Consider the following 14603-nt stretch of genomic DNA (forward strand, 5'->3'; position numbering starts at 1 on the left):
GTCGTCCGGGCCGAATGCGTGCCAGGATGAATTTCCAGACAATGACGTGCGGTAGAGTTGGGCATGGTCGACAGCACGCGGGGCGGCATCCAGGTCGGTGTGGATATCGGCGGGACATTCACTGATGTCGTGTGCCGTTCCTCCGATGGAAAGGTCAGATTCGTCAAGCTTCCCACCACGCGGAAGGACGAGAGCCAGGCCGTTCTCCAGTCCGTGGCCCTGATGGCCAGCGAGTGGGGCATCGCGGCCGGGGACATCACCCGCTTCGCTCATGGGACGACGGTCGCGACTAACGCCGTGCTGGAGCGCAAGGGCGCGCGCATCGGCCTGATCACCACCGACGGCTTCCGCGACGTGCTCGAGGTCGGCCGGCAGATGCGCCACCAGATGTATGGCGTGGTGCTGGACGGGGAGACGCCGGTGTTCCTGGCCCCCGGCGCACGGCGCAAGCAGGTGCGCGAGCGCGTCGCCGCCGACGGCACCGTGCTGCTGCCGCTCGACGAGGACGACGTCCGCCGTGCCGCGGCCGAACTGGCCGCCGACGGGGTCGAGGCCATCGCCATCTGCTTCCTCTTCTCGTTCCGCAACCCCGCCCACGAAGCCCGCGCGGCCGAGATCGTGCGCGAGGCCCATCCGACCCTGAAGGTCGCCGTCTCGCACGAGGTCGACCCTGCCTTCCGCGAGTACGAGCGTACCGTCGTGACGGCCTTCGACGCCTATGTGAAGCCGGTCATCGACCGCTACCTGGCGCGGCTGGAGACGGGGCTCGAATCGGCCGGCGTGCCGGCGCCCTTGCAGGTCATGCAGTCGCGCGGCGGGCTGATGGTCTCCTCCGTCGCCCGCCAGCGGCCGGTGCGCCTGTTCCTGTCCGGGCCTGCGGCCGGCGTCATCGGCGCCCGCATGGCCGGCGAGGCGGCCGGCATCGAAGACCTGATCACCGTCGATATCGGCGGCACGAGCTGCGACATCGCCCTCATCGACAAGGGCCGCGCCCTGGTGCGATCGGAGGGGGTGATCGACGGCTATCCGGTGCGCGTTGCCATGGTCGACGTCAACTCGATCGGCTCGGGCGGCGGCAGCATCGCCTGGATCGACCGTGGCGGCGGCCTGCGCGTCGGCCCGCAGTCGGCGGGCTCGGAGCCGGGGCCGGCCTGCTATGGCCGCGGCGGCGAGAAGCCGACCGTGACCGACGCGTCGGTCGTGCTGGGCTACGTGAACCCGGAATATTTCGCGGGCGGTGCCATGACGCTGCGCCCCGACCTGGCCGAGAAGGCGATCCGCGACCACATCGCGGGCCCCCTGGGCATGACGCTGGAGCAGGCGGCGCTGGGCATCCACCGCGTGCTGAACGCGCAGATGGCCGAGGGCATTCGCTTGGTCTCGATCCGCCAGGGCCTCGACCCGCGCCGCTTCGCGCTGATGCCGCTGGGCGGCGGCGGGGCGGTGCATGCGACCGCGCTGGCGCGCGACCTGTCGATCACGCGCGTCCTGGTGCCGCGCCATCCCGGCATCCTGTCCGCATCCGGCCTGCTGGCCGCGCCGGTCGAGCACGAGATGGCGACGGCCTTCGGCCATTCGGTCGCCGACAGCAGCCTGGCCGATATCCGCACGGTGCTGGACGGGCTCGATGCCGCCTGCCGCGACCTGATGGCGCGCGAGCAGCTAAACGGCGACCCCGTCACCATCCGCTATGCCGCCGACGTCTGCTATGTCGGCCAGTCCTACACGCTGGAAGTGCCGCTGCGCATGGACGAGTCGGCGCCGCTGGACCGGCTCTATGACGATTTCCTGGTCGACCATGACCGCGTCTATGGCCATGCGACCCGCATTCCGGCGCGCATCGTCAACCTGCGTGCCGTGCACCAGGCGGGCGGCGGCGGCGGCCTGGAGGGTGCGATGGAATGGCAGCCGGGCTCGCCCGAAAAAGGCACCCGGCGGCTGCTGGTGGCCGAGATGACCGGCCCGGTCGAGGCCAAGGTCTATGACCGCGCGGCGATGGCGCCGGGCTTCACCTTCGCCGGCCCGGCCATCGTCGAGCAGCCCGACACGACCACCCTCGTCGAACCCGGCTGGCATGGCATGATCGATGCCGGCGGCTCGATGATCCTCACCTTCCAGGACGCCTGAGTACAGGACGCCCGACCCAACGCTCGGAAAGGAGCCCGGCCATGACCAGCGCCCAGCCCCACCTGCAGCTCGACCCGATCACCGTCGAGGTCGTGCGCCACAAGCTCGACGGCATCGCCAACGAGATGGAATCGACGCTGCTGCGCAGCTCGTTCTCGCCGATCGTGAAGGAGGGAATGGACGCGTCGGCCAGCCTCTTCACCATCGCCGGCGAGACGCTGGCCCAGGCCTGCGCCGTGCCGATCCACCTGGCCACGCTCATCCCGATCGTCGAGACGCTGCTGAAGGAGTTCCCGCTCTCCACCATGAAGGAGGGCGACGTCTACATCATGAACGACCCCTATCTGGGGGGGACCCACCTGCCGGATATCGCCATCGTCGTACCGGTCATGTATCGCGGCCGGCCGATCGCGCTGTCGGCCTCGATGACGCACCATCAGGATGTGGGCGGCATGACGCCGGGCTCGATCCCGACCAACGCCACCGAGATCTATCAGGAGGGCGTGCGCATCCCGCCGCTGAAGCTGCGCGATGCCGGCGTGATGAACGACACGCTGGTGAAGATGCTGCGGCTCAACGTGCGCATCCCGGACGTGCTGATGGGCGACCTCAACGCCCAGATCGCCGCCTGCACGATCGGCGCCCGGCGCATCGCAGCCCTGGCCGACGCCTATGGCGACAACCTGCTGACGACCATCTTCCAGGAACTGCTGGAGAAGTCCGAGGCGATGACGCGCGAGGCCCTGCGCGCCATCCCGTCCGGCACCTACAAGTATGTCGACTACATGGACAATGACGGCATCGAGCTCGACCGCCGCATCCGCATCGAGGTGGCGGTCACGGTCGAGAACGGCGCCATCCATTGCGACTTCACCGGCACCAGCCGGCAGTTGAAGGGGCCGTTCAACGTTGTCCGCTCAGGCTCGCAGGCGGCCGCCTACTTCGCCGTGCGCGCCCTGACCGACCCCAGCATTCCGACCAATGCCGGCTGCTTCCGCCCGGTGTCGCTGCACCTGCCCGAAGGCTCGATGGTGAACCCCAAGGAGCCCGCCCCCGTCGGCTCGCGCACGGCCGCCATCAAGCGCATCACCGGCTGCATCATCGGTGCCTTCCAGCAGGCGTTGCCCGAGAAGGTGCCGGCCGATTCCGGTGGCGAGCTGCTTACGCTGGCCTTCGGCGGGCGCAAGCCGGATGGTTCGGGGAACTTCGTGGTGGGCGAGCTGATCGCCGGCGGCAGCGGTGCGGCGCGGCGCAGCGACGGCGTCGACGTGGTCGAGACCGATGCGTCGAACTGCATGAATCTGCCGGCCGAGGCGCTGGAGATGGAGGCGCCGGTCCGCGTGCTGCGGGTCGAGCTGCGGCGGGATTCCGGCGGGGCCGGCAAGCGGCGCGGCGGGCTCGGCCTGATCAAGGAGTTCGAGATGCTCGACGTCGAGGCGACGCTGACGCATCGCGGCGAGCGCCATTTCTGCCCGGCCGCCGGTGCCAATGGCGGCGAGGCGGGGGCGCCCGCGCGCTCGGTCATCATCCGCGCCGACGGCACGGAGGAGACAGTGCCGTCGAAGCTGGTGACGGTGCTGAAGCCGGGCGACCGGCTGCTGGTGGAAACCGCGGGCGGCGGCGGCTACGGCCCGGCAGGCGAGCGCGAGCGCGACCTGGTGGATGCCGACATCGCCAACGGCAAGGTGAGCGCGGAAGAGGCGGCGCGGCTCTACGGCACCGCGGCCGAGTAGCGACAACCAAGAGCAGGAGCAGGGCAATGGGGAACAGCGCGTTGCGTCACGCCGCCGTCGGCATGGCGGCCCTGGCGGCCGCCCTCGTCGGCGTGGCCTCCAATCCGGCCGAAGTGTCGGCCCAGACCACCTGGAAGATGCACATCGTCTGGGTGCCGGCCCGGCCGGAAGCCCAGGCCTACAAGCGCTTTGCCGACATGGTGAACGAGAAGGCCGCCGGCAAGCTCAAGATCGACCTGCACCAGGGCGGCACGCTGGGCGTCAAGGACGTCGACATGCTGCGCATCCTGCCCGCCGGCAACGTCATCCAGATCGCCGGCCTCTATCCCGGCTACATGACGCGCGACGTGCCGGAATATGCCTCGACCCTGCCGCCCGGCGTGGTCAAGGAACCGGCCAAGATGGTCGACGGCCTGCCGGCGCTGACCAAGATCTACGAGGAGACCTACAAGAAGTGGGGCATCGAGCTGCTCGGATACGTCATGCATCCGACGCGCGACACCCACATCATGTGCAAGGAGCCGGTGTCGTCGCTGGCCCAGCTTAAGGGCAAGAAGCTGCGCGTGTGGGAGAAGTTCCACGTCGACACCTTCGCCGAGCTCGGCGTGTCGGCGCAGATCGTCGGCCAGAACGACCTCTATGTGGCGATGAAGACGGGCGTCGTCGATTGCGCGGTCTATCCGATCGGCTTTGCGACCACCGTCTCGCTGCACGAGGTGGCACCCAACGCCAGCTACCTCTTCCCCTACGTCCTGCACCCGCTGCACATCATCGTATCCAAGAAGGCGTATGACGCGCTGCCGGCGGATGTCCGCAAGATCGTCGCCGACGCCGCGGTGGCGACGCAGCAGGAGACGATCAAGAACTACCTGTCGGGCAACTACGACCGCGAGGCGGCCAAGCTGTTCGTCGAGAAGGGTGGCAAGGAGCTGCCGCCGTTCCCGGACACCGACCAGTCGGCCTTCACCAAGACCGCGCGCGAGGTCTGGGAAAAGACCGCCAAGAGCCTCGGCCCCAAGGCGGTCGAGAACTACGAGGCGGTCCTGAAGGGGTTGGGCAACTGATCGCCGGACCGGCCTAGCAAGCGGCCCGCCCTTGCCGGAATGGCGAGGGCGGGTCCTTTGTCCAGCGTGTCGGCAGCCGTTGGCCTTTCGGGGGGATGGGCATGAACGTGGTTTGGCGCAGCATAGACCGGCTGTTTACGGGTCTGCTGTGGATCGGCGTGGTGGCGGGGATGCTGATGACGACGTTCGTCGTGCTGGCATCCGTCATGCGGTATTTCGTCGGCGCCCCGTTCCGCTTCACCGAGGAACTGGTGGGCCTGTTGTTCGTGGCCGTGGCTTTCATCGGTCTGCCATGGGCGACGCTGCACAACCGCCATCTGCGCATTACGCTCATTCCCGACAAGTTGCCGCCGGCCGTGCGACGCATCACCGACAAGGTGGCGGCGCTGCTGGTGATCGTCTTCTGTGCCGTTTTCGCGGCCCAGTCGTGGGAGTTCGCGGCCTTCTCGTTGTCCTTGAACGCGCGCTCCGACATGGGGGGAATCCCGCTGTTCCCGTGGATGGCGCTGATGCCGATCATGTGCGCGGCGGCCGGGATCGGCATGCTGGTGCGTTGGGTGCGGGGCCCATCCCCCGATGACGACGAAGCCCCGCCCGAGGTCTGACGCCGATGTTCTGGCTCTATTTCGCCGGTGGGCTCGGCATCACCGCCCTGACCGGCGTCCCCGTCGGCATCGGTCTGGCCCTGACGGGCATGGCGATCCTGCATTTCGAAGCGGGCGGCGCCACGTCGCTGGCCGTGACGGCAGTCTGGAACGTGCTGACGGACTTCACGCTCAGCTCGATCCCGCTGTTCATGTTCATGGGCGACCTCATGATGGAGAGCGGGCTCAGCCGCCGGCTCTACTCCGGTCTGGCGCCCTTGTTCCACCGCGTGCCGGGCCGGTTGCTCCACTCCAACATTGCCGTCTGCGCCCTGTTCGGCGCCGTGGCGGGAACGAGCACGTCGACGGCGGCGGCCGTTGGCACCGTCGCCTATCCCGAACTGACGCGGCGCGGCTATGACAAGCCGGCGGTCGTGGCCTCGCTCGCCGCCGGCGGCACGCTGGGGCTGCTCATACCGCCCAGCCTGTCTCTGCTGCTGTACGGCGCGACGCAGCAAGTCTCCATCGGTCGCCTGTTCCTGGCGGGCATCATCCCCGGGCTGATGATGGCCGGGCTTTTCATGGCCTGGATCTATATATCGGCCAAGCGGAACCCGCATCTGACGCCACAGGATGGCGAGCGGCCGACGCTGGGAGAGCAGTTGCGCGGCCTGCTCGGCACATGGCCGCTCGTCGTGCTGGTGTTCGCATGCCTGGGCACGGTCTTCCTGGGCTGGGCGACCCCGACCGAGGCGGCCGGGCTGGGCGTTGCGGCGGCGATAGTCGTCGGCTTCCTCTTCGGCGAACTGACCTTGAAGAAGACCTGGGCCGCGTTCCTCAACACCACGCTGGTCTTCTCGTCGATCGTGCTGGTGATCATCGGCTCGCTGATCCTGTCGCAGGCGGTCAGCATTCTGGGTCTTCCGTCCCAGGTCATGCAGGGGGTGGTCGATCTCGGCGTCTCGAAATACTGGGTCCTGGTACTGGTGGTCGTCACCTATCTCATCCTGGGCTGCTTCTTCGACGGCGTGTCGCTGATGCTGCTGACGATCCCGCTCGCCTATCCCGTGATGACCGGCATGGGCTTCGATCCGGTCTGGCTCGGTGTTGTCATCACCATCCTGATCGAGGTCGGCATGCTGACGCCGCCGGTCGGCATGAACCTGTTCGTCCTGGCGGCCATCACCAAGCATGAGGTCTCGCTTGGACAGGCGGCCAAGGCGGCGGTGCCGTACTGGCTGCTTCTGCTGTTCGGTGTCCTGATTCTCACGGTCGTGCCCGGCATCGCCCTGTGGCTGCCTTCGATGATGGGTTAGGCACCCCGTTCCCGGCCGGCGGGTCCTATCCCGTGCGGCCGGGCAACCGGCTGGTGCCGCTGGTCGACGGGGTGCCGGCCTTCCGGCGGATCGGGGCCGCGGTCGAGGCCGCCCGCCACGCCGTCTGGGTCACGGTCGCCTTCGTCGACCCGCACCGGGCGTTGCCGGATCGGCTGGGGTCGGTCTTCGATCTTCTCGACCGGGCAGCCGCGCGCGGGCTCGACGTGCGCGTGCTGTTCTGGCGGCCCAACCCGGAGAGCGCCGGGTATGGCCAGGTCTTCGCCGGCACCGCCGCGGATCGCGCGCTGCTGGCAGACCGCCGGTCCGGCTGGCGTGCCCGCTGGGACCGGGCGCCGGGCGGCGCCTGCCATCACCAGAAGAGCTGGCTCGTCGATGCCGGCCAGGCATCCGAGATCGCCTTCGTCGGCGGCATCAACCTGACCGCCGGGCTGGCGGGGGTGCCCGGCCATGCCGGCCCCGACCAGCAGCACGACGCCTATCTCGAACTGGCCGGCCCGTCGGCGCGCGACGTGCACCACAATTTCGCCGATCGCTGGAACCGCGCCGCCAGCGAGCCGGACGGGCGCTGGCCCGATGGCGAGGATCCGCCGATGGCGCTGCCGGGCGCGCCGGGGCCGGCCAGGGGCGACAGCCTGGCGCAGGTCCAGCGCAACCTGCCGGGGGCCGAGCGCACGATCCTGGAGCAGTATTGCCTCGCCATCACGGCGGCGCAGCGGACGATCTACATCGAGAACCAGGCGCTGCCGGCGGCGCCCGTGGCGGCCGTGCTGGCTGAGGCGCTGGATCGTGGCGTGACGGTGGTGGCCCTGGTCCCGGCCGACACCATGCGCACACCCATGCCGGACCATCTGGCCCGGCTGTTCGCCCATCCGAACTTCACGGCGGCGACCCTGGTCGCGGACGCGCCGGTGCATGTCCATGCCAAGCTGATGCTGGTCGACGATGCCTGGGGCACGATCGGGTCGTGCAACCTGCATGCGCGCTCGCTGCTGGAGCACAGCGAGCTAAACCTGTCGTTCCATGATCCGGCCGTCGTCCGCCGACTGCGCTGCGACCTGCTGGCCGAGCATCTGGGCGTGGACGTGGATGCTCTGGACGACCGCGCCGCACTCGCCCTTTATCGCCGCATCGCCGACGCCAATCGCTCGGGGCGCCGCCAGGGGCTGGCGGTCAGGCTTTGCGGGTAGGGGCCAGCAGGAACCAGGCAAACGCCAGCACCTGCAGGCCGAGCAGGACCGCGAAGGCGACCTGGTAGCCCTGCGGGTCGTAGCCGCCCTCGGCCGTGCGCGGCCACAGGCCGATGATGCCGCCGATGGCATACTGCAGCAGAAAGGCGCCGCTGCCCGACAGCAGGTTCATGCCGGTGTTGGCGCGCCCCGCGAAGGCCGGCCCGAAATGCTGCGACAGGGCGGCATAGGTCAGCGTGATGACGTTGAAGGTGGCGCCGAAGACCGCCCACAGTGCGGCCGAGCCCGACACCCATTCCAGTACGATGCCCAGTTCGGCCAGCATGAACAGCACGGCCGCCCCGCCGGCCACGGCCAGCGTGCCGATGCCGAAGCGGCGCAGCGCCTCGGCGATCACGCCCCCCAGCGCCGAGCCCAGGCTGAGGGCGAGGGCCATGATCATCAGTTGCGTCGCCACGTCCGGCCGGGCGAAGCCGGCGACGTCGCGCAGCCACGGGCCCGCCCACAGGGTCTGGATGGCCGAGCCGCTGGCAAATCCCAACAGCGTCATCGGCGCCACCCGCCAGAACAGGCGGTCGCGATAGATGACGGTGAAGAGCTCGCGGAGCTGGCGGGCGATGGGGACGGGGGCGGCAACGCGCGGCCGCTCCGGCACCACCAGCCACAGGGCGATCGCCGCCAGCAGGGCCGCCCCGCCGCCCATCAGCATCAGGCCGCGCCAGCCGACGGTGCCCACGATCATCTCGGCCGGTGCGGTCGCCACCACCGCGCCCAGGCTGCCGAAACCCAGGAACAGCCCGTTCAACAGCGGCAGCCGGGCAGGGGGAAACCAGTCCGCCATCTGCTTGTAGGCCGACATCAGCCCGCCCGCGAAGCCGAGCCCGACCAGGGCCCGGCCGATCGCAACGGTTACCAGATCGTGGCCGACCGCGATGACGCAGGCGCCGATCGCGGCCACCGCCACCAGCGTCCCCTGCACCCGGCGCGCGCCGAAGCGGTCCAGCAGCGCCCCCAGCGGTAGCTGGAACAGCGCGAATGTCAGGAAGTACATCGAGGTCAGCAGGCCCAGGTCTTCCGGCCCCAGCCGCAACTCGCCCACCAGGTCGGGCGCGATCAGCGCGTTGATCGAGCGGAAGAACAGCGACAGGAAGTAGGCCGCCGCAAAGGGCGCGATGATGCGCACGGCAAGCCCGGCGCCGCCGGACGCCGACGATGGAGCGGGGGACATGATGCGGCTCGGGGCTGCCTCTGGGACGTCGACCTTAGCGGGCGGGGAAGGATCGGCGCAATGAAACTGGAGGGTCAAATTTTTAATCGCGCAGGGACTTGTTGCTAAGAGGGACACGTTATGGTGTATTAATGGTATGAAATGTTATCTATTTAGGACCGTTGTTGCTGCTGTGTTCGCCGCTGTGGTCGGGTCCGGCCCGGCCTTGGCGCAGTTGACTATCCAGCCGGGCGATCTTCCGGCCCTGTTCCCCGGCGTCGAGATAAAACCGTCGGAGCCCAACCCAGGATGGATGGTGCTCGAAACCTTTCGCGAGCCGGAGGTGTCTATCACCCCAGGGCGCGTCAGGGCGCAGATGACCTGGAACGGAATCGATGATGACGAATGGCCGTTCACCCGGATTGTAGACGTGCTGCTGGGCAAGGCGTGCGGACCGGTTCGCTCCGGCTGGACGAGCGCGCAACAGGATCGGCTCTACGCATCGCGGTCAGTTACGCGTGAGCGCAACATGGGCGGGAATGCCGGTACCTCGTTCAGCAAACGCATCAGCGCGTCGGTCGGCCGTTGCCGGGTCGATCTGGCGGCCCAGGGCGCGCGATGGCACGGGATCGAAGCGACGATCGTACCGCTCGCGGTAAAGCGATAGACGTCAGCCGTTGACGATTGCCTTCACGCGGCCGTCAGGCCGCCATCCACCACCATCTCGGACCCGGTGACGAAGCGCGATTCGTCCGAGGCCAGATAGACCACGAGCGGTGCGATGTCGTCGGTCTCGCCCATGCGGCCGAGCGGGATCTGGCGGGCCAGCCGGCGGCGGGTGCCCTCGGGGTCGGGCGCGCCGGCCAGCATGCCGTCGACCATGGGCGTGTTGACGAAGCTCGGATGCACGCTGTTGCAGCGGATGCCATAGCCCGCCCGCGCGCAGTGCAGCGCCACCGACTTGGTCAGCAGCCGCACGCCGCCCTTGCTGGCGTTGTAGGCGGCGAGGTTGTGGCCGCCCACCAGGCCCGACACGGACGACAGGTTGATGATCGAGCCGCCGGTCGCCTTCATCAGGCCGATGCCATGCTTGCAGCCGAGGAACACCCCGTCGAGGTTGACGCCCATGGTCAGGCGCCATTCCTCGATCGTCGTGTCCTCGATGGTGTTGAGGATGGCGATGCCGGCATTGTTGACCAGCACGTCGAGCCGGCCGAGGCGCCGGGCCACCTCCGCCATGGTGGCGATCCAGGCCGCCTCGTCGGTGACATCGAGCGCCAGCGCCAGCCCGCCGCATTCGTCCGCGGTGGCGGCCGCGGCCGCCAGGTCGCGGTCGGTCGCCACCACCTGCGCCCCTTCGCCGGCCAGCGCCCGGCAGAAGGCCCGGCCGAGGCCCCCGCCGGCGCCGGTGACCAGCGCCACCTTGCCGGCGACCCTGCCCGTGACCCTGGCCGCCATCTCAGGCCCCCGGGAGCTGGTGGCGGCCGAACTCCTCGCGCAGCTTGCTCTTCAAGAGCTTGCCCGTGGCGGTGTGCGGTAGTTCGTCGACGAAGACGATGTCGTCGGGCAGCCACCACTTGGCCACCCGCTCTTCCAGGAACGTCATCATCTCGGCCTTGTCGACCCCACCGGCCGTGCGCGGCTTGATGATCAGCAGCGGGCGCTCCTGCCATTTCGGGTGATGGACGCCGATGACGGCCGCCTCGGCCACGCCCGGATGGCCGACGGCGGCGTTCTCCAGGTCGATCGAGCTGATCCACTCGCCGCCGGACTTGATGATGTCCTTGGCGCGGTCGGTGATCTGCACGAAGCCGTCGGCGTCGATGGTGCAGATGTCGCCGGTGCGGAACCAGCCTTCGGAATCGAAGGCGGCCTTGGTTGCCGCCTCGTCCTCGTAGTAACCGGACGTGATCCAGGGGCCGCGCACCAGCAGTTCGCCCTGGGCCACCCCGTCATGGGGCAGGCGGGTGCCGGCGTCATCGACGATCTTCAGCTCCACGCCATAGACGACGCGGCCCTGCTTCATCTTCAGCTTGTAGCGGTCATCCTTGGGCAGGGTCAGCATCTTGCCCTTCAGCACGCCGGTGGTGCCGATCGGGCTCATCTCGGTCATGCCCCAGGCGTGGATGACATCGACGCCGTACTTTTCCTCCAGCGTGACGATCATCGACAGGGGGGCGGCCGATCCGCCCACCACGAGGCGCTTCAGGCTGGAGAACTTCGACCCCGTCGACTCCATGTGCGCCAGCAGGCCGAGCCAGACGGTGGGCACGCCCAGCGTGCAGTTCACCTGCTCGGTCTCGAACAGCTCCAGCAGGCTGGCGCCGTCGAGCTTGGCGCCCGGCAGCACCAGCTTGGCGCCGGCCATGGCGGTGGAGTAGGCGCAGCCCCAGGCGTTGACGTGGAACATCGGCACGACGGGCAGGATGACGTCGCGGCTGCAGATGCCGAGCGCGTCCGGCGCGCAGACGCAATAGGAATGGATGACCGTCGAGCGGTGGGTATAGAGCACGCCCTTGGGGTTGCCGGTGGTGCCGGACGTGTAGCAGAGGGACGACGCCGTCTTCTCGTCGAACTGCGGCCAGTCGAACGCCGCAGGCTGGCCCGCGATCAGGCTCTCGTAGGAGCGCGCGTTGGGCAGCGTGGTGGCCGGCATGTGGGCATCGTCGGTCAGGACGACGTAGCCCTTCACGTTCGCGAAGTCGCCCGCCACTTTCTCCAGCAGGGGCACGAAGCTGAGGTCGACGAAGATCCACTGGTCGTCAGCATGGTTCACGATGTAGCGGATCTGGTCGGGGAAGAGGCGCGGGTTGATGGTGTGCAGGACCGCGCCCATGCCCGAGATGCCGTAGTAGAGCTCCAGGTGGCGGTGGGTGTTCCAGGCCAGCGTCGCCAGCCGGTCGCCCGGCTGCACGCCCAGGTCCTTCAGCGCGTTGGCCAACTGCTGGACCCGGCCATAGGCGTCCGCCCAGGTGTAGCGATGGATCGGCCCCTCGATGGTGCGGGTGACGATCTCTGTATCGCCGTGATAGCGCGCGGCATGCTGGATCAGGCCCGAGATCAGCAGCGGCACGTCCATCATCAAGCCCTGCATGGGCGTCACTCCCCGTTCGTGTGTCGCGGGCGCGGGCGCGGCCGGCGAATTGTCCCGAAGGATAGGGAACGGCTCGGCCCGGTGGCAAGGACGGGTGCGGCAAAAGAAAAGGGGGCGCGCACCGCATCGCTGCGATGGCGCCCCCCGAGGCTGGGAGGAAACGCGAAGGAAGATAGGGCCTAGAAGGTCTTCGACACCGTGAACATGGCGCGGGCACCGCAGATCGTCCGGCCGCCGCCGCATTCCGACTTGCGGATGTCGGTGTCGGCATAGACCAGCGACAGGGTGAAGCCCTCGACCGTGGCGGTCAGGCCGGCCTGCCATTCCAGATAGTCGGGCGTGCCGTAGCGGTCGTTGCGGTCGATCCACTGGTGGCCGAGATGGCCGATCAGGGCCAGGTCGAGCGGGGCGCCCGGGATCGGCACCTTGGCGTCGCCATAGAGGTACCAGGCGTCGCCGCTCTTGCCGAAGAAGTCCGGCGAGTAGTTGAGGCCGCCCGACAGCGAGGCGATGCCGAAATCGTAGCCGAGCTTGCCGGCGAATTCATAGAAGTCGTAGTTCAGGCGGCTGGAGGCGCCCGGATAGAAATAGCCGATCATGCCGGCCTGCCAGGTGAGGCCCGCGACCTCGCCCTTGATGCCGCCATAGAGGTCCATCTCGATGGTGGCTTCGTTTCCGTCCTTGAAGTTCAGGTTCGAGGCCCAGAGGCCGGCATAGACGCCGATGCCCGGATTGAACATCAGGCTGTAGTCGATCGAGCCCTGGATGGTCGGGTTCTCGTCGGTCTGCGAGATGCCGCGATAGAGATAGTCGGTGCCGAGCGTCACCGTCGCGGTGAGGTCGCCCGGGATCAGCTTGGGCTTCGCATCCTGTGCGAAGGCGGGTGCCGCGAACAGGGCGGCGGCGATAGGCAAGGCCAGCAGGGAACGGAACGACATCGAAACCCCCGACGTCAGGAAGGCGAGGCAACCGGCCCCCGCCATGATGGGGGGTGCAGGATTGCGCATTCCTGAGTAGGGCAAGGCACGTGCCAAGTCGCATCAGGTTCGCGTCGGCCCTTGACGCCGCCCTGATGCCCGCCCGAAGCCTGGAATATGACCGTCATACGACAGGTCTGATTACAAGTTGGGCAGTTCATGCATGCGCGTCGGCCTTGTTTCCCTTGGTCGGCGGCTTAGAGTGTCGGCACCAGCATGACCCCCGCCAGCATGACCGACGAACCAGACACCATCCCCACCAGGGACGCCCACCGTTTCGACGAGGCGGCGCTCGAGCGCCACCTGCGCCAGGCCCTGGGCTTCGCCGGGCCGCTTTCCGTGCGCCAGATGCGCGGCGGCCAGTCCAACCCCACCTTCCTCCTGTCGGCCGACGGGTGCGACATGATCCTGCGCAAGCAGCCGCCGGGACAGCTCCTGCCGTCGGCCCACGCGGTCGATCGCGAGTACCGGGTGCTGACGGCCCTGGCGGGTACCGACGTGCCGGTGCCGACGACCCTGCATTTCTGTGCCGATCGCGAGGTCATCGGCACGCCCTTCTATGTGATGGAGCGGCTGGTCGGGCGGATCTTCTGGAACCCGGCCCTGCCCGAACTGGAGCGGGGGGAGCGCGAGGGCATCTGGCTCGGCATGGCGGATGCCCTGGCCCGCCTGCACAAGGCCGACTGGCAGGCGATCGGGCTGGCCGATTTCGGCCGGCCCGGCAATTATTTCGGCCGCCAGATCGCGCGCTGGACGCGGCAGTGGCAGGAATCGAAGACGCACGAGAACCCGGCCGTCGACCGGCTGGCGGAATGGCTGCCGCAGCGGGTGCCGCCCGGCGACCAAGTCTCGATCTGCCACGGCGATTTCCGCATCGACAACCTGATGTTCCACCCGACCGAGCCCCGCGTGATCGGCATCCTCGACTGGGAACTGGCGACGCTGGGTCATCCGCTGGCCGACCTTGCCTACAACTGCATCCAGTACCACACGCCGCCGCATGTCTTCCGCGGCCTGGCCGGCCTTGACCTCGCCGCCCTGGGCGTGCCGTCGCAGGATGCTTACGTCGCCGCCTATGGCCGGTTCGCGGCCGAGCCGGTGGTGCTGCAGCCGTTCCACCTCGCCTTCGCGCTCTTCCGCCTCGCGGTCATCCTGGAGGGCATCCTCGCCCGCGCCAAGGCCGGCAACGCCGCATCGGCCGATGCCTTCGAGGTCGGCGGGCTGGGTGTTGTCATCGCCGACATAGGCTGGGACATCGCGCGCGCTGCCGACTGACCGACACCACTCCCGACC

12 protein-coding genes are annotated in these 14603 nt (G+C 68.6%); 8 read left to right on the forward strand and 4 right to left on the reverse strand.

The window, feature by feature from the left end:
* Positions 1-63: 63 nt before the first annotated feature.
* From STVA_RS09615 to STVA_RS09640, 6 genes are all read left to right on the forward strand, one after another.
* A complete protein-coding gene (locus tag STVA_RS09615; RefSeq protein WP_123688867.1) occupies positions 64-2127 on the forward strand; it encodes a hydantoinase/oxoprolinase family protein in 2064 nt (687 codons plus the stop codon).
* Positions 2128-2168: 41 nt separating this feature from the next.
* Positions 2169-3860, forward strand: a complete 1692-nt coding sequence (locus STVA_RS09620; RefSeq protein ID WP_123688866.1) for a hydantoinase B/oxoprolinase family protein — start codon at positions 2169-2171, stop codon at positions 3858-3860.
* Between the two features lie 26 nt (positions 3861-3886).
* Positions 3887-4924 (forward strand): TRAP transporter substrate-binding protein DctP, encoded by a 1038-nt coding sequence (gene dctP, locus STVA_RS09625; protein WP_123688865.1) that lies wholly within the window; start codon positions 3887-3889, stop codon positions 4922-4924.
* Between the two features lie 95 nt (positions 4925-5019).
* Positions 5020-5529, forward strand: a complete 510-nt coding sequence (locus tag STVA_RS09630) for a TRAP transporter small permease (protein ID WP_123688864.1) — start codon at positions 5020-5022, stop codon at positions 5527-5529.
* Positions 5530-5534: 5 nt separating this feature from the next.
* Positions 5535-6824, forward strand: coding sequence for a TRAP transporter large permease (locus STVA_RS09635; RefSeq protein ID WP_123688863.1), 1290 nt, complete (start codon positions 5535-5537; stop codon positions 6822-6824).
* Positions 6825-6856: 32 nt separating this feature from the next.
* Complete coding sequence (locus tag STVA_RS09640; protein WP_123688862.1) at positions 6857-8032, forward strand: phospholipase D-like domain-containing protein; 1176 nt, start codon at positions 6857-6859, stop codon at positions 8030-8032.
* On the opposite strand, the gene STVA_RS09645 is transcribed toward STVA_RS09640, so the two are convergent.
* A complete protein-coding gene (locus STVA_RS09645; protein ID WP_123688861.1) occupies positions 8016-9260 on the reverse strand; it encodes an MFS transporter in 1245 nt (414 codons plus the stop codon). The two genes, STVA_RS09640 and STVA_RS09645, sit on opposite strands and share 17 nt — an antisense overlap.
* Before the next feature lie 205 nt (positions 9261-9465).
* On the opposite strand from STVA_RS09645, the gene STVA_RS09650 reads away from it, so the two are divergent.
* Complete coding sequence (locus STVA_RS09650; protein ID WP_142235719.1) at positions 9466-9906, forward strand: hypothetical protein; 441 nt, start codon at positions 9466-9468, stop codon at positions 9904-9906.
* Positions 9907-9929: 23 nt separating this feature from the next.
* Here STVA_RS09650 and STVA_RS09655 read toward each other — a convergent pair whose 3' ends face one another.
* From STVA_RS09655 to STVA_RS09665, 3 genes are all read right to left on the reverse strand, one after another.
* On the reverse strand, positions 9930-10697 hold the full coding sequence (locus STVA_RS09655; RefSeq protein WP_123688859.1) for a glucose 1-dehydrogenase: 768 nt from the start codon (positions 10695-10697) through the stop codon (positions 9930-9932).
* A 1-nt stretch (position 10698) separates the two neighbouring features.
* A complete protein-coding gene (locus STVA_RS09660) occupies positions 10699-12333 on the reverse strand; it encodes a 3-(methylthio)propionyl-CoA ligase (RefSeq protein ID WP_123688858.1) in 1635 nt (544 codons plus the stop codon).
* Between the two features lie 179 nt (positions 12334-12512).
* On the reverse strand, positions 12513-13271 hold the full coding sequence (locus tag STVA_RS09665) for a TorF family putative porin (RefSeq protein ID WP_170216368.1): 759 nt from the start codon (positions 13269-13271) through the stop codon (positions 12513-12515).
* A gap of 270 nt (positions 13272-13541) precedes the next feature.
* Here STVA_RS09665 and STVA_RS09670 point away from each other — a divergent pair, with 270 nt between their 5' ends.
* A complete protein-coding gene (locus STVA_RS09670) occupies positions 13542-14585 on the forward strand; it encodes a phosphotransferase (protein ID WP_123689816.1) in 1044 nt (347 codons plus the stop codon).
* The last annotated feature ends 18 nt before the right edge of the window (positions 14586-14603 follow it).

Origin of the sequence: Stella humosa, from assembly GCF_006738645.1 — a bacterium.
Taxonomy (GTDB): Bacteria; Pseudomonadota; Alphaproteobacteria; order ATCC43930; family Allostellaceae; genus Allostella; species Allostella humosa.